The organism is Ralstonia flatus (genome assembly GCF_958439105.1).
Lineage (GTDB): Bacteria > Pseudomonadota > Gammaproteobacteria > Burkholderiales > Burkholderiaceae > Ralstonia > Ralstonia flatus.
In genome coordinates this window covers 205,373-227,363 of record NZ_CAUDLI010000004.1, presented here as the reverse complement: position 1 = coordinate 227,363, position 21,991 = coordinate 205,373, and the positions used below count along the sequence as shown (strand labels likewise).

At 65.0% G+C, this 21,991-nt stretch carries 17 protein-coding genes; 2 read left to right on the top strand and 15 right to left on the bottom strand.

The window, feature by feature from the left end:
• Position 1: 1 nt before the first annotated feature.
• Genes R2676_RS11205 through R2676_RS11195 form a run of 3 tightly spaced genes read right to left on the bottom strand, consistent with a single transcriptional unit; the run spans position 2 to position 3,788 of the window.
• Complete coding sequence (locus tag R2676_RS11205; protein WP_206274651.1) at positions 2-955, bottom strand: fumarylacetoacetate hydrolase family protein; 954 nt, start codon at positions 953-955, stop codon at positions 2-4.
• Between the two features lie 48 nt (positions 956-1,003).
• The gene (locus R2676_RS11200; protein ID WP_206274650.1) at positions 1,004-2,074 is read right to left on the bottom strand and encodes a VOC family protein; all 1,071 of its coding nucleotides are present in this window, start codon (positions 2,072-2,074) and stop codon (positions 1,004-1,006) included.
• A 10-nt stretch (positions 2,075-2,084) separates the two neighbouring features.
• On the bottom strand, positions 2,085-3,788 hold the full coding sequence (locus tag R2676_RS11195) for a bifunctional 3-(3-hydroxy-phenyl)propionate/3-hydroxycinnamic acid hydroxylase (protein ID WP_206274649.1): 1,704 nt from the start codon (positions 3,786-3,788) through the stop codon (positions 2,085-2,087).
• A 148-nt stretch (positions 3,789-3,936) separates the two neighbouring features.
• On the opposite strand from R2676_RS11195, the gene R2676_RS11190 reads away from it, so the two are divergent.
• Positions 3,937-4,692, top strand: coding sequence for a TetR/AcrR family transcriptional regulator (locus R2676_RS11190; RefSeq protein WP_206274868.1), 756 nt, complete (start codon positions 3,937-3,939; stop codon positions 4,690-4,692).
• 43 nt (positions 4,693-4,735) lie between these two features.
• Here the strand turns inward: R2676_RS11190 and R2676_RS11185 are convergent, their stop codons facing one another.
• The 6 genes from R2676_RS11185 to R2676_RS11160 all read right to left on the bottom strand — a co-directional run bounded on the left by R2676_RS11185 (position 4,736) and on the right by R2676_RS11160 (position 14,271).
• Entirely contained in the window at positions 4,736-5,407 is a 672-nt protein-coding gene (locus tag R2676_RS11185; RefSeq protein ID WP_206274867.1) for a PqiC family protein, read from the bottom strand.
• Positions 5,407-7,002: a PqiB family protein gene (locus R2676_RS11180; protein WP_206274648.1), complete on the bottom strand. Its 1,596-nt coding sequence runs from the start codon at positions 7,000-7,002 to the stop codon at positions 5,407-5,409. The genes R2676_RS11185 and R2676_RS11180 overlap by 1 nt, the downstream gene beginning before the upstream one ends.
• Before the next feature lie 47 nt (positions 7,003-7,049).
• Positions 7,050-8,375, bottom strand: a complete 1,326-nt coding sequence (locus R2676_RS11175; RefSeq protein ID WP_206274647.1) for a paraquat-inducible protein A — start codon at positions 8,373-8,375, stop codon at positions 7,050-7,052.
• 99 nt (positions 8,376-8,474) lie between these two features.
• On the bottom strand, positions 8,475-9,938 hold the full coding sequence (locus R2676_RS11170) for an efflux transporter outer membrane subunit (RefSeq protein ID WP_206274646.1): 1,464 nt from the start codon (positions 9,936-9,938) through the stop codon (positions 8,475-8,477).
• Positions 9,939-9,940: 2 nt separating this feature from the next.
• A complete protein-coding gene (locus R2676_RS11165) occupies positions 9,941-13,108 on the bottom strand; it encodes an efflux RND transporter permease subunit (protein ID WP_206274645.1) in 3,168 nt (1,055 codons plus the stop codon).
• Positions 13,105-14,271, bottom strand: coding sequence for an efflux RND transporter periplasmic adaptor subunit (locus R2676_RS11160; protein ID WP_316857192.1), 1,167 nt, complete (start codon positions 14,269-14,271; stop codon positions 13,105-13,107). The genes R2676_RS11165 and R2676_RS11160 overlap by 4 nt, the downstream gene beginning before the upstream one ends.
• Before the next feature lie 363 nt (positions 14,272-14,634).
• On the opposite strand from R2676_RS11160, the gene R2676_RS11155 reads away from it, so the two are divergent.
• Entirely contained in the window at positions 14,635-15,351 is a 717-nt protein-coding gene (locus R2676_RS11155; protein WP_206274644.1) for a TetR/AcrR family transcriptional regulator, read from the top strand.
• A 33-nt stretch (positions 15,352-15,384) separates the two neighbouring features.
• Here the strand turns inward: R2676_RS11155 and R2676_RS11150 are convergent, their stop codons facing one another.
• The 6 genes from R2676_RS11150 to R2676_RS11125 all read right to left on the bottom strand — a co-directional run bounded on the left by R2676_RS11150 (position 15,385) and on the right by R2676_RS11125 (position 21,481).
• Entirely contained in the window at positions 15,385-16,443 is a 1,059-nt protein-coding gene (locus R2676_RS11150; protein ID WP_206274643.1) for an AI-2E family transporter, read from the bottom strand.
• Between the two features lie 94 nt (positions 16,444-16,537).
• Complete coding sequence (locus R2676_RS11145; protein ID WP_206274642.1) at positions 16,538-17,434, bottom strand: LysR family transcriptional regulator; 897 nt, start codon at positions 17,432-17,434, stop codon at positions 16,538-16,540.
• Positions 17,435-17,586: 152 nt separating this feature from the next.
• Positions 17,587-18,183: a nucleotidyltransferase family protein gene (locus R2676_RS11140; protein ID WP_206274641.1), complete on the bottom strand. Its 597-nt coding sequence runs from the start codon at positions 18,181-18,183 to the stop codon at positions 17,587-17,589.
• The gene (locus R2676_RS11135; RefSeq protein ID WP_027679850.1) at positions 18,183-18,617 is read right to left on the bottom strand and encodes an organic hydroperoxide resistance protein; all 435 of its coding nucleotides are present in this window, start codon (positions 18,615-18,617) and stop codon (positions 18,183-18,185) included. The genes R2676_RS11140 and R2676_RS11135 overlap by 1 nt, the downstream gene beginning before the upstream one ends.
• 142 nt (positions 18,618-18,759) lie before the next feature.
• Positions 18,760-21,003 carry a xanthine dehydrogenase family protein molybdopterin-binding subunit gene (locus tag R2676_RS11130; protein ID WP_027679849.1) on the bottom strand — a complete coding sequence of 748 codons (2,244 nt, stop codon included), beginning with the start codon at positions 21,001-21,003 and terminating at the stop codon, positions 18,760-18,762.
• 19 nt (positions 21,004-21,022) lie between these two features.
• Positions 21,023-21,481: a (2Fe-2S)-binding protein gene (locus R2676_RS11125; RefSeq protein WP_004631388.1), complete on the bottom strand. Its 459-nt coding sequence runs from the start codon at positions 21,479-21,481 to the stop codon at positions 21,023-21,025.
• Positions 21,482-21,991 lie beyond the last annotated feature (510 nt).

Below are 21,991 nucleotides of genomic sequence, written 5' to 3'. Positions count from 1 at the left end.
CTTACTCCTCGGCAACGATGCGATTGCGCTGCATACCCAGATCGATCCGCCCATCCGCCGAGTGGATCCGTGCTTCCACCACGTCGCCCGGCTTCAGGTACTGAGGGCGCGCGGCCTGCACTTTCAGGAACATCTCCCACTTCGCCTTCTCGGGCAGCATCGCGGCCATCTTCTGCTTGGTCGGCGACGGAACCGACAACGCGCAGCCCGCCGGCGTGCCCGTGGCCAGCAGATCGCCCGCTTCCAGGTCATGCACGCGGGACAGCTCGGTCAGCGTCTCGGCCGGGCCGTAGACGAGGTTGGCCGTCGTGTCGTTCTGCCGCAGCTTGTCGTTGACGGTCAGCTTGAGCTGCAGGCTCCTGAGCGCCGGGATCTCGCGCGGTTCCAGCAGCGTGAGCCATGGGCCCACCGGCCCGAACGTACGGAACGACTTGCCCTTGTAGAACTGCATCTGCGGGATCTGGACGTCGCGCGCGGAATAGTCGTTCACGATCACGGCGCCCGCCACATAGTCGTGCAGGTTGTCTTCGGTCACGTCGACTGGCCCATGAATCGCCTTGCGCATCACCAGGCCAAGCTCGATCTCGTAATCGAGAAACTGCACGCGCTGCGGTTTGATCACGTCGCTGTCGGCCGCGACGATGCAGCTCGATGCCTTGGTGAAGATCATGTTGTACGTCTTCACGTCCGGGTCCATGCCGGACTCGATCATGTGCTGGCGGTAGTTCGCGCCCTGGCAGATGAACTGCTGGTTGCGCGTGACCGGAGACAGCAGCTTCACCGCCGACACAGGCAGTGTTTCTCCACTCAGCGCGGCAAGCTCGGCAAACGTGGTGTTGCGAACCAAGTCACCCGTCGTGGCATAAGTGCCGGGCACGGGCGTGATGCGGGTATCGCGGATCACGCCCCATCGGGTCTGATCCTGGTATTCAAAGCGAACGATATTGATGGACATGGCGAACGATGCGTTGGATGGATGACGGCCGACGGCGCTTGTGCGGCCTCAGGCAAAGATCCGGGCGAGCGTGACGAGCTTGCGCAGCGTCAGGTCGGGGCTGCGCCGCAGGTTGCGGATCAGGGCCGCAATGGCCGCCGGTGTCAGCTTCGGCTTGGTGAAGCTGGCCGGCATGGCCTGGCCCCACTGCGACATGGCCTCGCGGCTGACGGGGTGAATGCCGGTGGGCAGATCGGCGGTGAACAGGTCACCGTCGCAGTAGTGCTCGTGCTTGTCGCCCCACGGGTCTTGCCAGTAGTCGAAAATCTGGCTGCCGAGGATGTGCCGGCCCAGCCCCCAGGCGTGCTTCCACCCCTGCTCGCGCAGCATGCGGTGGCCCATGCCGACGGCATCGGCGTCGATCAGTTCGAAGGCGCTGTGGCTGTACTTCGACACAAAGCCCTGCGCCAGCGCGAGCGTGTGATGGTCGGCCGGCGTATCGCCCAGATCCAGCCGCATGAATGCAACCGCTGGCGAGCCGTCGGGCAACACCTGCACGTCGCTCGGGATGAAACCGAAGTGCTGCGTGTACCAGGCGCAGGTGGCCTGAAAGTCGGCCAGCTCCAGGACGACATGCCCGAGGCGAATCACCTCAGGCGTGCCCACGGGTGGCCGCTGCGTTGCGTTGATGCGCACGGCGGCGTCTGCTGAGTTGAGCGGCAACGGTGAACGGTGCGGCAACTCGGTTGTCTGCGCCTGACCCGCAATCGCATCGACGCGGAACCCGGACGGATCGACGAGTCGCACGCGATCGCCACCACCCGGCCAATTCGATGGCTCCACGGTCGAGGCTCCGGGTAGTTTCGCCAGGGCATCCAAGGCGGCGCGTCCGGCCACCTGCAAGCCGAAGCCGGCAAAGGCGGCCTTTGGCGCCTTGCGCACGACATAGCAGAACGGCGCGGAGCCGGTGCCGCGCAAGAGCAATGTCGCCTCGTCGCGCTGAACCGTCACGAGACCAAAGTCATTGAGGAACCGCTCGGCGCGCTCGAGGTCGGGCCGATCGAACATCAGGTAGGTCAGCGCCAACGCCTTGGTCGTCGGCTGCGGATGGCGTGCAGGCTGTGCTGTGGTGAGTTTCATGGCGAGGCACTCAGGCGGATTGAACGGCAGCCACGGCAGCGGCGGTGTCCGCTGCGGGCATGGGCGCAGGTTGGTCGCCGAGCAGCGCCAGGCTTTCGCAAACGAGGCGGTCTGCCTCGGCAGCGGGCCCGTCATGGGCGACCGTGCGGTCCGGACGCACGACGGCCGCCCAACCCACCGGCACCGCGTCGGGAAGGAACGTGCCGTTGAGGTCTTCCCAAACGCCGGGCACCTCGCGGTGCAGAGGCTGCCCGCGATGCGCGATCCGAACGAACGTGCCGCCCAGGCGTTCGAATGCCGCTGCCGTTGCGGGCTCCAGCGCCGCGCGGGCGTCGCAGCCGAAACCGACGAGCGTGTAGCCGTGGCCGAACACTTCGTCGCTCAGGCACGTGTGCCCCTCGGCATTCCTGACCCAGCCCTGCGGGATCACGCCACCGCGCATCAGCTTGGTTGACGAACATCCTTTGACGAACAGCCCGGTCTTGAACGCGTTCTTCGGCTTGATGCGCAGCTCTTCAAACTGCGAGCGCAGGCCGGGCACTAGCCGCGTCAAGCGCATCAAGCCGTGCGTCAGCAGCGCGATGGGCGCACTGCGCGGCATCACCAGCTTGCCCATGAACCGCGCGAGATTGATCATGGCTTTCGCGTGCGGGCGGCGTTCCTCGTCGTAGGTGTCGAGAATCCGCGCATCGGCCCGTCCTTGCAGCACCCAGGCCAGTTTCCAGCTCAGGTTGGCGGCGTCCCGCAGCCCGGCGACCAGCCCTTGGCCGACAAACGGCGGGGTGATGTGCGCCGCATCGCCAACGAGGAACACCCGGCCAACGCTGAACCGGTCGACGGTTCTGGCATGAAAGCGATAGACCGCCTTGCGTTCGATCGTGATGTTCTCAACGTCGGTCCACGGTGCCAGCAGGTCGCGAATGCGGCCGTCCGATTCCATCTCTTCACGTCGCTCGCCCGGCTGGAGCATGAACTCCCAGCGCTCGCGCGCGCCTGGGGCGACCATGTGCGGCGTGGGGCGCCGGTGGTCGCAGAGGAATTCCACATGGTCGATCGGCCGTGGAACGTGACGCGCATCGACGATGAGCCAATCCTCCGCATACGTGGTGCCGCGAAATTCCTGCCCGATCAGGTGGCGCACGAGCGAACTCGCCCCGTCTGCGCCCACCAGGTAGCGAGCGCGGACGCGACGCACCTGCCCGGAGCCGACGTCCAGTGAAGCCAGTACGCCATCCGGCAGATTCGTGAGACTGAGCAGCGTGGTGCCGAGCGCGACATGCACATCACTGTGCGTGGCCAGGCGTGCGCGCAGGCAGCGCTCCAGATCGGGCTGATAGAACGTGACGAGTTTCGGATGGCCATCCAGGCTGCCCAGCGTGTTGACCCGCCCGAATTCGCCCAGCCACGGCGAATGCATGCGGACGTGGGGAATGGCCACCGTTTCGAAATCGCCTTGCCCGATGCCGGCCTGTTGCAGGATTCGCAGGGCCTCGTTATCCAGCGCAATGGCACGCGGGGCCATGTAGATGTCGGGCGCCTTGTCGATCGCCATCACGCTCACGCCATGGCGCGCGAGCAGATGCGCCAGCATGGCCCCCACGGGGCCGAGCCCGACGACAAGGACGTCCACCTCAGATGGCAACGTGCCGGCCGCCTGGAGGCGTGCGCCATCCGTGGCGCGTGAACTGGCACGCGCATGTGCATTTGTCTCCACCGCTACTCCGTTTCTTTGTCTACGTCTCGGTCAGGTTTTTGTCACCTTTTTTGACATTAAAGTCATCCCTGATGATTTTGTCAATATCGACATTCGAATCTATAATTGCGGCCACGACAAGGACCACAGGACGGACCCCAAGACCATCATGGCCACCACCGAGACTCGCCGAACCCCGAAGCGCTCCGTCGCAAAGACGCCTACCCCTGCGGCGCCGGCCGCCGACGAGCGCGAGCCGCGCGGCGCACGGCGCAAACGGGAAACGCGCGCGCGGCTGCTCGACGCCGCGCTCCGGCTCATGGCGGATCGGGGCATGGAGGGCGTGGCCATCAACGAAATCACCGAGGCCGCGGATGTGGGTTTCGGGTCGTTCTACAACCACTTCGAGTCGAAAGAAGCCATCTACGCCGCGCTGGTGAGCGCGGTGTTCGAGGAGTTCGCCGATTCGCTCGACAAGCTGACGGAAGGGTTGTCCGACCCGGCCGAGATCATCTCGGTGTCGGTGCGGCATACGTTGGTTCGGGCGCGGCGCGAGCCTGTGTGGGGACGCTTCCTCATTCGCGAAGGCTTCTCGGCGCGCGTGCTGACGCACGGCCTCGGTCAGCGCCTGCTGCGCGATATCGAGCGCGGCATCGCGGCAAAGCGGTTTGTCGTGGTGGATCCGTTCATCGGATTCCTGTCGGTCGGCGGCACCGTGCTGACCGCCATCTCGGCCGAACTCAACTTTCTGGCGCCCGGTGCACCGGCCGCGGATGTCGTCAAGGAGCTGGGATTTTCTGGGGACCATTTCCCCGAGCGCACGGCGGCGGCGCTGCTGCAGACGCTGGGGCTCAAGCGCGCTGAAGCCGAAAAAGTGGCCGCCCGGCCGCTGCCCGTTGTGGAAACAGCCGACAGCGCAAGCTGACCTGAGCGCCCGCGTTGGAACGCGGGCGTCTACGCAAATAACCTTACTTGGCGACGGTACTGGCCGCCGAATCCACGCAATCTCGCTTCGATCGCGCGTCCTCTGACGGTTCGGCAGCGTCAGCCACCACCGCTTCGGCCATCTGCGAAGCGAGCGCCTTCAGCGCGCGCCGATGGCCTTCTACCACGCCGTCAATACCAGCGGAGACGTCCTCCTGGACGACGCTGCGGCACGTCAGCAGTTGACGATCTTCCGCAGTACGAATCGTCCAGACGGCATCGATCAGGACGTGCGAGCCGCGCCACGCATCAAACAGCTGTACATCCACGGCCACGCGGTAGATCGGCCTTTTCGCATCGTAGGGAAGACCGTGCAGATCCATCGCGCGGGTCTGCAACGCCAGCCCGGACGACAGCGCCGCACGGATCTCATCGCCCACGGGCGACGCCCAGCGGTCCATTTCCAGGACGTCGACCTGCCCTGAACCGGCCTGGACGACCAGCCGCCTGCCCGCCACCGACGGCGGAACGCGCACCGACACCACATCAACGAAAAAGGCGCGTGCAGGTGCCTGTGCCCGCGCGGCCACCGCAACGCTGTCGGCATCACCACCTAGCAAGCTGTGAAAGCGCGCCGGCGGCGAGCTGCATGCCGCGAGCGCTGCGCAGACAACCACGCCGGCAACGACGCGGCAAATTGGGAGCCACGACACCATCACCGTGCATCTCCTTTTTTGCCAAACAACAGCGATTCCGGGTGACGCTCCAGATAGTCCGTTAGCGCATTGACCGATTGAAGCGTGCGCGTCAGTTCCTGCATCGCGTCATGCACGTCCGACTGGAGCGGTGAGTCCTGCCGCAACGTCGCCTGCGCTGCATTGAAGGTCTGCTGTGCGGAGGCCAGCGTGTCCCGCGCCTCCGGCACCACGTCTGCGTCGAGATGACCGAACAGGCGGTTCGCATTTTCGAGCGTGCCATTCAGGTTGTTGCCGATCTTGTCGAACGGCACCTGGTTCAGCTTCTTCGCAATGTCGGCAAGCTGCACCTGCAGTTCATCCAGCGAAGTCGGCACGGTCGGCAACTCGACCGGCGACCTGTGGACATCGACCGTCGCACGTGGCGCCTTGGGGAACATGTCGAGCGCCACGTAGAGCTGTCCCGTCAGGAGGTTGCCCATGCGCAACTGCCCGCGCAGCCCTTGCATGACCAGGTGCTGCAGCAGTTCATGGCCGCCTGGCGTATCCGGCGCGGGAAGCGAGGTGTTGGTGCGCCGGCTCAGCCGCGATGGATACAGCGCCATCGTGACGCGCATGCTGAATGTTTTGCCAGCCTCGTCGTATTCGATACCGATGTCGGTAACGTTGCCGAGTGCAATGCCGCGCAGGTCCACGGGTGCACCAACAGACAGGCCGCGCAGCGACTGGTTGAACCGCATGACCACAGTCAGCGGCGCACCGTCGGGCTCGCGCATGGCGTCGGCTTCATCGGACGCCAGCTGGAACACGGTGCTGTCCGGCGGCGGTGGCCCATCCGCCTGGCCTTGCGGCGACTGAAACGCCAGACCGCCGACGATGACGGTCGCAAGCGACTGCGTATTCAGCTTCAAGCCGCTGGAATCAAGGCGCAGGTCGACCCCGCTGGCATGCCACCAGCGCGTGTTGGTACCGACGTATTTGTCGTAGGGAGCGTTGACGAATACCTTCACCTGCACGCCCCCGCCTTGCTTGTCCAATGCAAAACCCACCACCTGCCCCACTTGCAGATGGCGATAGAAAACCGGCGCACCAATATCGACCGAACCGAGCGAATCGCCGTGCAGCGAAAACTGGCGCCCTTGCTGATCGGTGGTGACGGATGGCGGACTCTCCAGCCCAACAAACTGGGTCTGGCTATCCTTGGAATGCCCAATATCCACGCCGATATACGCGCCGGAAAGCAACGTGCCCAGCCCGGAGATGCCGCTCGCGCCCACACGCGGGCGGACCACCCAAAACCGGGTGTCCTTGGCCGCAAAGCGCTCGGCTTCGCGCGCCAGTTGAATCTTCACCATCACGCGCTTCAGATCCGGCGTGAGCGAGATGGCCTGAATCGTGCCGATCTCGACATCCTTGTATTTGACCTTCGTCTTGCCGGCCTCCAGGCCTTCGGCATTGGCAAAGGTGACGGTGACGGCCGGGCCTTTCTCGGAGAGGGTCTTGGCGACCAGCGCGAGCCCGATCAGCGCCGCAATCAACGGCACGAGCCAGACAATGGACGGAAGCCAGCGCCGCGGCGGCGTGATGTCGGGAAGGGGGAGATCGATAGGACGCATTGCTTGCTAAGAAGAGGAGGCGAACGAAGAGTGGGCGCGGGATGCGTTCAGGAGTCGCTTTGCGCGGCGTCGGCATCGGCGATCGGGTCCCAGATAAGCCGGGGGTCGAATTGCATGGAGGCGATCATGGTCAGGATCACCACCGCGCCAAAGGCCAGTGCGCCGGGGCCCGCGGTGATGACGGCGAAGGAGCCGAAGTGCACCAACGCAACCGTGAGCGCCACGACAAACACGTCGAGCATCGACCACCGGCCGATGCGTTCGACCAAGCGATAGAGCCGTGTCCTTTCGTGCGGACGCCACGTGGAGCGCCGATGTGCCGCGAATACCAGCACCGCAAGAATGGCGAGCTTGAGCATCGGCACCACCACGCTGGCGATGAAGACGACGGCGGCCAGACCCCAATCGCCGGAGGTCCAGAAGTACGCCACGCCACTCAGGATGGTGTCGTCTTCCGAACGGCCGAGCGAGGTGCTGTGCATCACCGGCAGCAGGTTGGCGGGGATGTAAAGCAGCGCAGCGGCAAGCAGCAAGGCGGTTGTCCGCGAAACGCTGGCCGGGCGGCGCTCGTGCAGGGTCGAATGGCAACGATGGCACCGCTGGTGTGCCTCGCCCCGCTGAAACGGTTGAACGCTGCCGCATGTGTGGCACGCCACCAGCCCGACATGCTTTGCGCAGACGCCCTTGACCGGGTCGGCCACGACGGCTTCGTTCTGCGGCGAGTCAGCTCGCAGCTCGGCAGGCGGCGTTGCGCCATCCCCTGCCCTGATCTCGTCGCAGGCATGCCAGAGCCTGTGTGGATCGAACCGCGACACAAGCGCCAGCAGCACCGTCAACGCGGCGAATGCAAACAGGCCGGCACCGGGAATCACCCGCGCGAGGCTGATCATCTTCACCGTTGTGACAAGCACGCCCAGCATGAACACTTCGATCATTCCCCAAGGCCGCAGCCATTGCAGAAAGCGGATGACGTGGCGAAAGCCTGGCGGCACAGTCCCCGCGCGCAAGGGAAGCAACACGTAGAGCAGTGCAACCAGCTCCATCGACGGGAACAACGTGGTCGTGAACAACACGACCGCAGCCACGACGCGCATGTGCCCCGCCCATAGCGAAGACACGGCATCAAACAACGTGGCTTGCGACGTCATCCCTTGCGCATTGAGGGCAATGATCGGGAAGCATTGCGCAATCCCCAGCGTAATGAGCGCCGCAACCGCCATTGCGGATACGGCGTCGAGTGTTGGGCGGGCGCTGTGGGCGCTGCTCAGGTCGCTCGCACAACGCGAGCATCGGACGTTCAAACCGTCCGACCGTGGCGGCCGCCGGAACATGCGGTCGCACTCATGACAGGCAATCAGGTGGGCGGATTCCATGGGCGTGGACTAGGCCAATCGACAAGCCAATCGACATTGCAGGCGAAGCACGGCACTCCACGCGCGTGGCGTGGAGGCCGAGCCCAACCAAAGGCAAGGTCAGTCTTTGGCGATCGTCTGAACGGTGGTTGCGGGCAGTTCGCCCATGGCCTGCAGCAGCGCCGCCGTGTCGCTCATCCGGCGGCTGGTCGCGCGCACCGTGTCGAGCTGCGCAGTCAGGTACTGCTGCTCGCTCGACTGCTCCGCGGACGCCGGCAGCGCACCGAGGCGGCGTCGCGATGCGGTCTCGTTGAACGCGGTACGCGCTGCGGTCGACGCCACTTCGGCTGAAGCGAGCGACTGCGCATCGTTCTCGAGCGCGGCCAGCGTATCGGCAACGTTCTCAAATGCCGACAACACAGCCGACTTGTATTGCAGGACCGTTGCGTCATACAGCTCCAGCTTGGCCCGGCGGTGCGCCATCAATGCGCCGCCGTGGAAGATCGGCTGCGACAGCCCGGCGCCCGCCGCCCATAAGCCGCCTGCACCTGAGAGCAATGCCGGCCAGCTCAACCCACCGCGACCGAGCGAGGCTGTGAGCGACAGGCTTGGGAACAGCTGCGCGGTGGCCTCGCCCGCGTCTGCGGACGCTGCCCTGACTGCAGCGGCGGCAGCGCGGATATCCGGCCGTGCCCGCAGCAGATCCGACGGCACCGCCACAGGCACCTGGTTCGGCAACGAAAGGCTGCTGAATTCCGGCACCGCGGGCGCTGCGTCCGGCGTGCGGCCCAGCAACACAGCCAATGCATGGATGGTCACGGCACGCTGTTGACGCAGCTGAGGCAGCGTCGCCGCCAGCGACGCGGCGCTCTGCGTCGATGCCAGCGCCTGCGCATGCGAGAGCGCGCCCAGCTCGTACCGCCGCTGGCTGTCCCGCGCCGTGGCGTCTGCCACCACAACGAGACGTTCCGTCAAGGCGATCTGCTGATCCAGCGCTGCCGCGTTGATCACCGTGCCGACAATATTCGCGGCGAGTGCACGCCGGGCTGCCTCCAGTTCGCAGCCCCGCACATCCACCCGCGCCGCGCTCGCGGCATTGGCATAGCGCGTCGCACCGAACAGGTCGAAGGTGTAATGCGCCTGCAACTGGCCAACAAACACGTTGTAGCGCAGCGCATCGGGGCCCACGCCCGTGAAGTTTGGCGTGCGCTGGCGTGCAACCTGCGCCCCGGCGTCCACGGACGGCAATGTTGAAGCCCCCACCTGTGCACGCAGTTCCTCTTGCGCGGCGGACAAGGTCTTCTGCGTAGCAGCCAGCGTGGGGTTGTTGCGCAGCCCCTCTTCCACCAACGCGTTCAGCGCATCGGAGCGATAGAGCTTCCACCATTGCGGCACGGGCGCGGCCCCCACATCAAACTGCTGGGCAACGCCGGCCGCTTCCACCGTCTTGGCGGCCTGCGTGGTCACGCCGTAATGGTCCGGCGACGGCGTGGCAGGCGGCACCGCGGTAGGCGCCAAGGAGCACGCCGTGAGAGCCAGCACCGACGTCGCCGCAAGCGCATACGTCATACGAGAGAGTTTCATGATCAATTCTCCAGGGCTGCAGTGCCGGTCGGAGGCACTTCCCGTTCGTCCGGGCGCACCTTGAAACACGCGGCATACAGCGCCGGCAGGAAGAAGATGGTCAGTACCGTGGCGATGGTGATACCGCCCATCAGCGCGGTGGCCATCGGCCCGAAGAAGCCCGAGCGCAGCAGCGGAATCAGCGCCAGCACAGCGGCGGCCGCCGTGAGCATGATGGGTCGGAAGCGCCGCACCGTTGCGCCGATGATGGCGTCGAAGCGTTTCTGGCCGGCCGCGATGTCCTGGTCGATCTGGTCCACCAGGATCACGGAGTTGCGCATGATGATCCCGAACATGGCAATCACCCCGAGCAGCGCCACGAACCCGAACGGCTTGCCGAACAGCAGCAGCGCAGCCACCACGCCAATCAGGCCCAACGGTGCCGTCAGCACGACGATGAACGTGCGCGAGAAGCTCTTGAGCTGGATCATCAGCAGCGTCAGCACGGCAATGATCATCAGCGGCATCTCGGCATTGATGGACGTCTGGCCCTTCACGCTCTCTTCCACCGCGCCGCCAATCTGGATGCGATAGCCCACCGGCAGCTTGGCGCGTTCGGCGGCCAGGGCCTGGTCGATGTCACGCGTCACGCCAATGCCCTGCGCGTTGCCGCGGACGTCAGCCTGCACCGTGATGGTCGGCTGGCGATCGCGTTCCCAGATCACGCCGTACTCGAGCTTGTTCTGCACATGCCCAAGCGCGCCGAGCGGAACCGGGCCATTGGGCGTAGGCATGGCCAGCCCGGCCAGCCTGGCGGGATCGACGCGTTCCGTCTTCGGCGCCCGCAGGTCGACGTTGATGAGCTTGTCGCGTTCGCGATACTGCGTGACCGTATAGCCGGACAGCGTCATGGCGAGGAAGTTGGAGACATCCTCCGACGTCACGCCAAGCTGACGCGCCTTGATCTGGTCGATCTCGAACGACATCGAACGCTCTGCCGGTTCATCCCAGTCGAACTGCACGTTCTGCGTGCGCGCGTCGGCACGGACCTTCTCGGCCACCTTGTCGGCGATGCTGCGCACGGTCGCGATGTCGTCGCCGCTCACGCGGAACTTGATCGGGAAGCCCACGGGCGGGCCGTTCTCGAGCTGGGCCACACGGGTGCGCACGCCGGAGAAATCCTTCTCGAGCGTGGCGTTGAGCCAGCGCGAGAGCGCGTCGCGTTCTTCAACGTTCTTGGCTGTGATCACGAACTGCGCGAAGTTCGGCTGCTGAAGCTGCTGGTCCAGCGGCAGATAGAAACGCGGAGCGCCAGTGCCGACGTAGTCGACAAAGTGTTCGATCTCCTTTCGACCGTCGAGCGCTTTCTCCAGGCGCTTTGCCTCGCGCAGCGTGGCGTCAAACGACGCCCCTTCGGGCAAGCGCAGATCCACCAGCAATTCGGGGCGTTCCGAATTCGGGAAGAACTGCTGGGGCACGCGCGTGAACGCCGCCATGGCCAGTGCGAACAGCACCGCCGTCACACCCAGGATCGCCCATCGGCGCTGAATGCAGAACGAGATCCACCCCGACAGGCGCTGATAAAAGCCGGTGTTGTAGATGTCGTGGTCATGGCCATGCTCAGAGGCGCCGTTCTTGTGCTCGGGCAGCATGTGATAGCCCAGCAGCGGCACCAGCACCACGGCAGCAAACCACGACACGATCAGCGAGATGGCCGACACCTCGAAAATCGAGCGCGTGTACTCGCCCGTGCTGGACTTGGCGAGCGCGATCGGAAGGAAGCCGGACACCGTCACCAGCGTGCCGGTCAGCATCGGGAATGCCGTGCTCGAGTAGGCAAAGGCGGCGGCACGCAGGCGGCTCCACCCTTGTTCCAGCTTCACGGCCATCATCTCGACGGCAATGATGGCGTCGTCCACGAGCAGGCCCAGCGCCAGCACCAGCGTGCCGAGCGAAACCTTGTCGAGCCCGATGCCGAAGATGTGCATGCACAGTGCGGTCACCGCCAGCACGATGGGGATGGAGATCACCACCACCATGCCCGTGCGCAAGCCCAGCGATACAAGGCTCACCACCAGCACAATCGCCACGGCTTCACCGACCGACCGCACGAATTCGTCCACCGAGTGCTTGACGGCATGCGGCATGCTCGAAATCGGAGACAGCTTCAGCCCTGCCGGCAGCGTCGCCTGCAGTTCGCCCGATGTCGCATCGAGCGCCTTGCCGAGGTCGATCACATCGCCGCCTTTTTGCATCGTGACGCCAATGCCCAGCACGGCATGGCCGTTGGCGCGCATCTGCGTCACGGGCGGGTCGTCATAGCCGCGCGTGATCTTGGCGATGTCGCCCAGCCGGAAGGTCCGCTTGTTCACGGTGATCAGCATGTCGGCCAGCGCCTGCACATCCTTGAACGCGCCGGTCGGCCGCACGAAGACGCGGTCATCGGCGGTCGTGATCGTGCCGACCGGTGCCACGGTGTTCTGTGCGTCGATGGCCTGTGCGATCTGCTGCGGCGTGATGGCGAGCCGGGTCAGCTGCGTGTTCGAGATTTCGATGAAGACGTGCTGTGCCGGATCGCCGAAGTAGTCCACCTTGGCGACGCCGGGCACGCGCAGTAGAACGGTCCGCAGCTTGTCTGCATAGTCGTGCAGTTGCGCCGGCGAGAAGCCATCGCCTTCCAGCGCATAGATATTGGTGTAGACATCGCCGAACTCATCGTTGAAGAACGGCCCGACCGTGCCCTTGGGCAATGTCGCGCGGATGTCGCCCACTTTCTTTCTCACCTGATACCAGGTCTCGGGCACGTCCTTCACGGGCGCCGAGTCCTTCATGGCGAAGAAGATCATCGACTCGCCGGGGCGCGAATAGCTCTTGATGTTGTCGACATACGGCGCCGCCTGGAGCTGGCGCCCGATGCGGTCGGTGATCTGCTCCTGGACTTCGCGCGCGGTGGCGCCGGGCCAGTACGTCTGGATCACCATCGTCCGAAACGTGAACGGCGGATCTTCAGACTGCGCGAGATGCGTGTAGCCAATCACGCCAAAAAGCGTCGCCAGCCCAATCAGGAAGATCACCAGCTGCTGGTGGCGCAGAGCCCATGCCGACAGGTTGAAGCCGCCTTCGTCCGCCTGAGATGCAGACGCCGCGGCCGGCGCCGTGCCTTGCACGGTTTCGCGATCGTCGGCGCTCATGATGCGAAGTCCTCAGGGTGCAGCGGGGCAACCACTTGCACATGTTGGCCGGCGTTCACGGCGTGCACGCCCTGCATCACAACGCGATCGCCGTCGCGCAGGCCGGAGGCGACCAGCACGCTGCGCTCGTCGTAACGCGCGATGGTGACTGGGCGCAGCTCCAAGGTATCTGTGTTGGCGCGCACCACCCAGACTGCGGGCTCCTCGCCACGGTGAAAGAGCGCCGTGACCGGCAGCTTGAACGGGCGCGCGGCTCCCGCCTCGCCCTTGGCGTCGAAAGCGATCGTGGCGGTCATGCCCATGCGCACCGCCGCGTTCGGCGCCACGAGAGACAACTTGACCCGCCACGTCCGGCTTTGCGAATCGGCCGTCGGCGATACCTCGCGCACGCGCGCCTCGAACGTTTGCGAGGGCGCGGCGGGAAGGCTCACGCGAGCCTTGCTGCCGACGGTCAGCGAGGACAGTGCGCTCTCGGGTGCATCGCAAACGATGTCGACGTCGCCCGTCCAATCGAGGTGATAGACCGATTGACCTGCCTGGACGTTCTGACCGGTGTCGGCGTCCTCCGACGTGATGACGCCATCGTGGTCTGCCACCAGCGTCGCGTAGCGCAGGCGATCGCCAACGAGTGCAGCCTGTGCGCGCGCCGAATCGCGTTGCGCAAGCGCAGATGCGTAGGCGTCCTGCGTCTGCTCCATCTGCGCCGGCGCAATCAGGTTCGCCTGCGATTGCGCACGGTCGCGGTCAAGCTGTTGCTTGGCATAGACGAGACGATGTTCAGCAGCTTCCAGCTGGGCCCGAGCGTTGGCAAGGTCGTTGCGCAAGTCGGCCTGATCGAGCATCGCCAGCACCTGGCCTTGCTTGACGGTATCGCCGATGCGCACGCGGCGCTCGACCACTTTGCCGGCAACACGGAACGACAGCGGCGTGGAGTACCGCGCCTGCACCTGCCCCGGCAGTGTGTTGGCAACGGCGTTGCCGTCCGGGTGCAGCGTCAGCGCAACGACCGGTTTGGGCGCGCTGACCAGGGTTTCGCTGTGGTGACAGCCCGCGAGCAGTACAGCGCAGCAGGCAGCAATGACAAGGGGCGCACGTTTGGAACGCCCGACAACGGACAGGTGGGGGCGCGCTGTCGTTTGCGCATGACGACCGGGATGTTTCACGATGTTTCCAAGCAAGTGATGGCCTAACGAACAATGGGTAACGCACACCCAGGAGCCGCGCCTCTTCTGCGCGATCGGCTCTCGGGCTACGCGTAACGGAACTCGGATGTCGGGTACGCGAGTCGCCTGTCTCCACGGCGTTCAGGAACCACTTCTCGGCGAATGGCTGCACTCAGCCGGCAAGCAACGGCGGACGGCTCTCTGGCCTTTTCGCCTTGGGGGCTTGCCCCATCACCGCGTCCTAACTCAGGGCGCATCACCCTGATCGACCCTACATTTCGACATTAAACTCATAACTGATAATATTGTCAACTATGACGTGAGACACTATCATCGCGGATGAGAACACCATTCCAGACCCCTATGCGGAACCTCACGAATCGCGTGGCAGAAGGCTGCCGCGAGCGGCGCGGCACACGGCGCAAACAAGAAACACGGGCACGTCTGCTTCAAGCGGCGTTGCTGCTGTTGTCTGAAAGGAACATCGAGCGCGTCGCCATCAACGAGATCACCGAAGCCGCCGATGTGGGCTTCGGCTCGTTCTATAACCACTTCGAATCGAAGGAAGGGCTCTTTGCCGCGCTCATCGACTGGGCGTTCGAGGACTTTGCCGACAGGCTGGATGGCATTGCGCATGGCCTGACGGATCCGGCCGAGGTCGTTGCCATCTCGGTCCGGCACACGTTGCTGCGGGCGCAGCGCGAGCCGGTCTGGGGCCGGCTGCTGATGCGCGAAGGCGTGTCTACACGGGCCCTCACCCGCGGCCTGGGCTTGCGCCTGCTACGCGACAGCAAGCGCGGGCTTGCCGCCAAGCGCTTTGTGGTGACCGATCCGCTGACCAGCGTGGTTTCCGTGATTGGGACGGTGCTGGCGGGTGTTGCGGCCGAACTGCACTTTGCGGCGGCCTCGGCCGTTCCTGGACGCAGCCGTCAGGCCGCTTCGATGCGCGTCGAGCATTTGGCCGAACGTGCGGCCGTCTTCGTGCTCCAGGCACTGGGCGTCAAGCGTGCTGAAGCAGAAAGAATTGCGCAACTGCCGCTGCCGGCGGTCGCAGACGGTGACGCGGCGGTCGCTGTGTGAGCCCTCGCGCTGTCTGCCGAGGGCGCACATCGATCAGGCTTGATAGAGGTCGCTCGCCAGATAGCGGCGGCGCAGTTCGCGCAGCGCGGCCGCAAGAATGGCACTGGCGGGCAACGCCAGCAGCACGCCAAAGAATCCGAACAGGTGGCCAAAGGCGAGCAATGCAAAGATCACCGCCAATGGGTGCAAGCCAATGCGCTCGCCGATCAAGCGCGGCGTGAGGAAGACGTTTTCAAGGATCTGACCCAGTCCATACACCACGGCCACGGCGCCGAGACCGTAAAGATCGCCAAACTGCAGCACGGCGGCCAACACGGCGAGCGCAAGGCCAGCGGCAAATCCGACATAAGGAATGAACACCGCCAGTCCCGTGAACAAACCCAGCGGCAGGGCGATGTCGAAGCCAGCCAGCGCCAGCGCGAACGGGTAGAACGCGGCCAGCACGACCATCACCAGAAGTTGCCCGCGCAGGTATTGCGACAGCATGCGGTCGATGTCGATGACGAATGCCCGCGTCGTGGCCAGCCACCGGCGAGGAACCAGGCTTTCCATGCGCCGAAACATCTGGTGGCGGTCGTAAAGCAGATAGAACAGCACCAGCGGGACCAGCACCACGTTGCCCACCACGGTCAACATTGCGTTGCCGCTTGAGCGCAGGTATTGCCAGATGGCAACGGCAGACGCGCCCTCGCCACCGTGGCTTGGCCCAGCCAGCAGATCGCGCAGATGCGTCAAGTCCAGGTCCACGCCAAGCCCGACAACGGCCAGCTTGGGCTGCAGCCACGCATTCAGATTGGCAAGCAGCACGGGAATCTTCGCCTGGAGTTGCGGACCTTCGGTCTGGACCACCGCGAACATCAGCGTGACGAGCAGCGCTGCCATCGCCGCAAAGCAGAGGATCATCGCCAACGCAGCCAGCCAGCGGGGCACGCGATGACGCGCCAGCCACTCCACCCCGGGCTGCAGCATGTATGCAATCAACGCGCCGAGCAGGAACGGCGTCAGCACCGGCCGCAGCGCCCACATCAGAACGCCGATGGCAAGCGCGACAAGCCCCCACAGCCAGGCCTGGTGCCGTATCAGAGTAGACACCAACGTGTTCGATAGACGTGCGCTACCCCGATGATGGACATTGCACCGTTCGCACAGGGCAGCGGTGCCTGGCCGAGGAGACGGAACCCGCAACTCACTTCTCCTCAAAATACGCGACGGCGTGGTCGATGAATGCGCGGACCCTGGCGGGAACCATCGATCGGCTCATGTAAGCGAGGCGAACCTCCGCTGCGGTATCCAGGATTTCATGTTCGCCAAGCAACCGGACGAGGCGCCCTTCGCGCAGATCGTCTTCAACCAAGGCCAATGGCAACAGCCCCATGCCGAGTCCGGCCAGCACGACTTCACGGTTGAAGGCGGCGTTGTTCGACGTGATTTCATACTGCAGTGGAACCACGAGCGGCGCCCCCTCTGCGCGGAACGTCACGACGGGCTTATGCACCGAAGGCGGCACCGTCACGAAAACGTGGTCCGACAGATCGACCGGGTGACGCGGGTGCACATGCGAATCCAGGTAGTCGGGTGCCGCCACGATGGCCAATGGCAAGCGCTGCAGCATGCGGGTCACGGCCAGATCGGTTGCCAGCATGAACGGCAAGACCAGGCCGATGTCGTAGCCCTCGGTCGCAAGGTCGACAATGCCCTCCGCCAACGTCACATCCACCATGAGGTTTGGGTGTCGCCGCTTGAAGGACGCGACCAGCGGGGCCAGCCACGCAGATGTTGCCGTGGTATGAGCGACGAGCCGGAGCACGCCGACCGGCAGGTGCCCCTGGCTGCGTGCATCGGATTCAAGGCAGTCCAGATCGTCGAGCACGCGGCAGCATCCGTCATAAAACCGGTGCGCCGCGTCCGTCAGCGAGAACTGCTTTGGCGAACGGTGGAACAGGCGCGCCCCAAGCCGCTCTTCCAGGGACGTCATCGCCCGCGAAACGACAGACGGGGACACCCCGAGCATCTGCCCCGCCCGCCTGAAATTCCTGACCTCAACGATCGTACGAAAGAGTCGCAAGCTCTCGAAATGATCCATAAGCACCTCAAACATGGCTCGCAGGCAGCACTCAGCAGATGGCGGCCCGGCTTCGCCGCGAGTATGCTTAATCTAGTCATAGTTGATATTATTGTCAACTATGATGATTTATGGATTATGAGGCTCTGGAGACTACGACGAAGCGCCTGTCATTAGCGGGCGAGATCGGCCGGCGTATCGACATCGCGCAGGATGCCGGCATCCTCAGTCTCGATGCGGATGAGCTTCGCAGGATCAATCAGCCGCCGCGCGCCCTCGTCGCCGTCGAGCGATGTCAGGCCCGCGAAGAAGTCGATGCCGAAGCCGATCGGGTGGCCCCGCTGGCCGGCATGAAAGGGCGCCACGCAACGGCGTGGGTCCACTGCGTTGGCGATTTGGGTGATGGTGTCCGGGGCAATCCACGGCATGTCGGCCAGGGCGATGATCCACCCGCCGGCTTGGGGGCGTGCGGCTACGCCGGCAGCCAGGCTGGCGCCCATGCCGCGTGCAGCGTCGGGGCAGCGCAAGACTTCGCAACCGGCCTCGGCCAGCAACGCGGCCAGTTGATCGACCTGCGCGCCATGCGTGGCAGCGGCGGGCACCACTGCCACCACGTCGCCCAATGCCTGCTTCAGGTGCCGCGCGGCCTGCACCGCCACGGGCGTTCCATCGGGCAGCGGGGCAAGCAGCTTGTTGGCCACGCCCGCCGCATCAAACCGGCTGCCGCGGCCCGCGGCCAGCAACACGCCAACAACAGGCCGCTGCAGCATCAGACCACCTCGGTCTTGAGGGTGACTTCCACGTTGTTGCGCGTGGCGTTCGAATACGGGCACACCTGATGCGCCTGGGCCACCAGCTTCTCGGCATCGGCTTGCGACAGCCCGCTGATCCGCGCGGTCAGCCCCACCTTCAGTCCGAAACCGCCTTCATCGCGCGTGCCGATCCCGACATCGCAGTGGATCTCGATGTTGCTTGGATTCAGCTTGAGCATGCTCTTGGCGACAAAGTCGCACGCCGAGCCGAAGCACGCGGCATAGCCGGCGGCAAACAGGTCTTCGGGCGTGGTGGTATTCGGCTTGCCGGGGCCGCCCATGGCCTTGGGCACCGACAGGTCGTGCGAGACCTGGCCGTCTTCGGTTTGCGTGTGGCCGTTGCGGCCGCCTGTGGCCTTGGCGTGGGCGGTGTACAGGATATTCAATGCCATGACATGCTCCTCCGTGGGTGAACGATGCAATCGCGGACGCAAGAATCGGTCCGCAAAACTGGGGGATACGAGGCTGCAAGAACAAGAAAGCCGGCACACAGGACTGCATGCCGGCTTCCATCTCATCACGCGATGATGACAACTACACCGTGTCGAACGGCAGCTTGCGCTGACGCTTGCCGGTCAGCGTGAACAGCGCGTTGGCAACCGCCGGTGCAATCGGCGGCGTGCCGGGCTCGCCCAGGCCCGTCGGGTTGTCTTCCGACGGCACGAAGAACACGTTCACCGGTGGTGCGTCCGGCATGCGCACGGGCGGGAAGTCGGTGAAGTTGCTGTTCTTGGTGGCACCGTTTTCGATGTCGATGGCAAAGCCCGGCTGGATCATCGCCAGGCCAAACACGCAGGCACCCTGGATCTGCGCTTCCGCGCCCATCGGGTTGACCACGCGGTTGGCATGCACGCCGGCCGTGACGCGATGCACGCGCGGCTTGCCCTGGTCGACCGACACCTCCACCACATACGCCACCACCGACTCAAACGACGCATGCACCGCCACGCCCCAGGCCTGGCCCTTGGGCAGCTTGCGCTTGCCGTAGCCGGACTTGTCGACAGCCAGCTGCAGCGCCGCGCGATGGCGTTCATGCTCCTTGCCGGTAAAGCGCGCGAGACGGAAAGCGACCGGATCTTGCTTGGCCGCATGCGCAACCTCGTCCACCATCGTTTCCATCACGTAGGCCGTATGCGTGTGGCCCACGGAACGCCACCACAGCACCGGCACGTTCACGTCCGGATGGTGCACCGTCAGCTGCATCGGGAAGCCGTAGTCGTTTTCGATCACGCCCTCGACCATGGTCTCGTCCACCCCGTTCTTGACCATGAAGGCCTCGAACGGCGTGCCCTTGAGGATCGACTGACCGACGATCACGTGATCCCAGCCGACGACCTTGCCGCTGTTGTCCACGCCCACGTTGACGCGGTGCAGATGCATCGGGCGGTAATAGCCGCCGCGGATGTCGTCTTCGCGGCTCCAGATCACCTTGACGGGGCCGTTGTGTCCGGCGGCCGCATAGGCCTTCGCCACGTTGGCGGCTTCCACCACGTAGTCCGACGTGGTGATCGCGCGCCGGCCAAAGCCACCGCCAGCCATCATCGTGTTCAGCTCGATCTTCTCGGGCGACACGCCGAGCACCTTGGCGATTGCGCCTTGGTCGATGGTCTGGAACTGCGAGCCGACCCACACCTTCGCGCCCGTGGTCTTGCCGCCGTCCTTCTGCAGATCGATCGTGCAGTTCAGCGGCTCCATTGGCGCGTGCGCGAGGTAAGGAAACTCGTAGTCGGCCTGGATGCGCGTTGCGGCGGATTGGATGGCGCTCATGTCCGCGGCCTTGGCGACGGTGCCGGGCTGACCGGCGAGCTTCTTGTACTCCGCCATCAACGCCGGCGTGGACACCGTCGAGCCGGCGTCTTCCCACGTGACCTGCAGCGCGTCGCGGCCCTGCTTGGCCGGCCAGTATCCGTCGGCGATGACGGCAACGCCCGTGCCGCCCCGGTCGGTCGGGATCTGCAGCACATCGACCACGCCCTTCACCGCCTTGGCCGCCGCCGCGTCGTACTTGGCCACCTTGCCGCCAAAGCGCGGCGGGCGGGCCAGCACGGCGACCTTCATGTTGGGCAGGCGCGTGTCCAGACCAAACTTGAGCGAGCTGTCGAGCTTCGCGCGCGCATCGAGGCGCGGCGTGGGCTTGCCGACAATGCGGAACTGCGACGGGTTCTTCAGCGTGACCTGCGCCGGCACCGGCAGCGCCATCGCGGCCTGAGCAAGTTCGCCGTACGTGGCGCGGTGACTGCCCGACGTGACCACGCCATTGGCGGTGCGGCATGTCGACGGATCGACCTTCCAGCGCTCCGCCGCTGCAGAGATCAACATGGCACGCGCGCGACCGCCCAGCTCGCGGTATTGCTGGAACGAGTGATTCAGCGCCGTCGAGCCGCCCGTCATCTGGATGCCGAAGCCCGGGTCCTTGTACGGATCGCCTGCGGGCGCCAACATGCCGCGCACGTTGCGCCAATCCACGTCGAGTTCTTCGGCCAGCGCCATCGGCAATGCCGTGTGTACGCCCTGACCGAACTCGAGCCGGTTCACCGCCACGGTGACGGTGTTGTCCGGCGCAATGATGATGAATGCCTGCGGCGGCGATGGCGGCTTGGCCTTGGCGTCCTGCGCGCCCGCCAACACCGGCACCACGCCCAACGCCAGGCCGCCGCCGGCCAGCGTCGTGAGCTTCAGGAAACTGCGTCGGTCAAGCGTGGCCGACCCGGCCTCCGCAGACGCCGGTTGATGTTGCGCGCCGCCACCGGCCAGCGCTTCAAGATTTCGAATACGCATCGTGAATTCTCCGGTGGACTCAGGCCAGCGATTTCGCGGCGTCGTGAATGGCCGCGCGAATGCGTTGGTACGTCGCACAGCGGCAGAGGTTGCCGGCCATCGCGCTATCGATATCGGCGTCGGTCGGCTTCTTCTTGGTGCGCAGCAAACCCACCGCGCTCATCATCTGGCCGCTCTGGCAGTAGCCGCATTGCGCCACGTCGTGCTTGACCCAGGCATCGAGCACGGCCTTGCCGACCTTGTCATCGGCGATGTGTTCTGACGTGGTGATCTGCTGGCCGGCCACCGCAGAAATCGGCAGCACGCAGCTGCGCGTGGGCTGGCCGTTCAGGTGCACCGTGCAGGCGCCGCACGATGCGACGCCGCATCCGAATTTCGTGCCGGTCAGGCCGAGGTTGTCGCGCAACGCCCAGAGCAGCGGCGTCGACGGATCGGCATCAACTTCCACCGGTTTGCCGTTGATGTTCAACGTGACCATTGTGGGATTCTCCTTGTGGGGCGTGAGGGAGTCTTGCCGTTATAGACCCCTTGATATAGCGGGCTGGCGGCATGGACGGGGTGTATTAAAGCAGGTTCGGATGGGTTCTGCTGGCGCCCACATCACATGGCTTGTGGCGGGCTGCACACGTTTTCGTCGGCTCTGGGTCTGGCGTTTCATCTGCCCCAAAAAACCGTCCGGAACCCGCCCAGGCAGCTTGACAACACCCCGCCGCCGCCATCACTATCGCCAAATGCATTCTCAGCAGACCACCCTCCGTACCGTTCCTGCCCGCACCCTCTCGTGCGTGCGCGGTCTGCTGTCCGCTTCTCTACTACGCGTGTAAGCGCGTAGATCTCTCTTTCCCCCTCGTTCCGGTGTTTGACCGGTCCGTGCCCTGAGCGGCGACGGGCCTTGTGTGTGGCGCAGTCCGTGCGCCGAATCGTTGGAGCTTTCTCATGCCTGCCTCGATCCCGCTTTCGCTACGACTACCGACCGGTTGCCAGACCA

Coding starts and splice junctions, on each gene's coding strand:
- R2676_RS11140 (WP_206274641.1), bottom strand. CDS start 18,183: ATGCTGCAGCGGCCTGTTGTTGGCGTGTTGCTGGCCGCGGGCCGCGGC.
- R2676_RS11175 (WP_206274647.1), bottom strand. CDS start 8,375: ATGGAATCCGCCCACCTGATTGCCTGTCATGAGTGCGACCGCATGTTC.
- R2676_RS11205 (WP_206274651.1), bottom strand. CDS start 955: ATGTCCATCAATATCGTTCGCTTTGAATACCAGGATCAGACCCGATGG.
- R2676_RS11165 (WP_206274645.1), bottom strand. CDS start 13,108: ATGAGCGCCGACGATCGCGAAACCGTGCAAGGCACGGCGCCGGCCGCG.
- R2676_RS11130 (WP_027679849.1), bottom strand. CDS start 21,003: ATGCGTATTCGAAATCTTGAAGCGCTGGCCGGTGGCGGCGCGCAACAT.
- R2676_RS11185 (WP_206274867.1), bottom strand. CDS start 5,407: ATGGTGTCGTGGCTCCCAATTTGCCGCGTCGTTGCCGGCGTGGTTGTC.
- R2676_RS11180 (WP_206274648.1), bottom strand. CDS start 7,002: ATGCGTCCTATCGATCTCCCCCTTCCCGACATCACGCCGCCGCGGCGC.
- R2676_RS11170 (WP_206274646.1), bottom strand. CDS start 9,938: ATGAAACTCTCTCGTATGACGTATGCGCTTGCGGCGACGTCGGTGCTG.
- R2676_RS11155 (WP_206274644.1), top strand. CDS start 14,635: ATGCGGAACCTCACGAATCGCGTGGCAGAAGGCTGCCGCGAGCGGCGC.
- R2676_RS11145 (WP_206274642.1), bottom strand. CDS start 17,434: ATGGATCATTTCGAGAGCTTGCGACTCTTTCGTACGATCGTTGAGGTC.
- R2676_RS11190 (WP_206274868.1), top strand. CDS start 3,937: ATGGCCACCACCGAGACTCGCCGAACCCCGAAGCGCTCCGTCGCAAAG.
- R2676_RS11200 (WP_206274650.1), bottom strand. CDS start 2,074: ATGAAACTCACCACAGCACAGCCTGCACGCCATCCGCAGCCGACGACC.
- R2676_RS11125 (WP_004631388.1), bottom strand. CDS start 21,481: ATGGTCACGTTGAACATCAACGGCAAACCGGTGGAAGTTGATGCCGAT.
- R2676_RS11135 (WP_027679850.1), bottom strand. CDS start 18,617: ATGGCATTGAATATCCTGTACACCGCCCACGCCAAGGCCACAGGCGGC.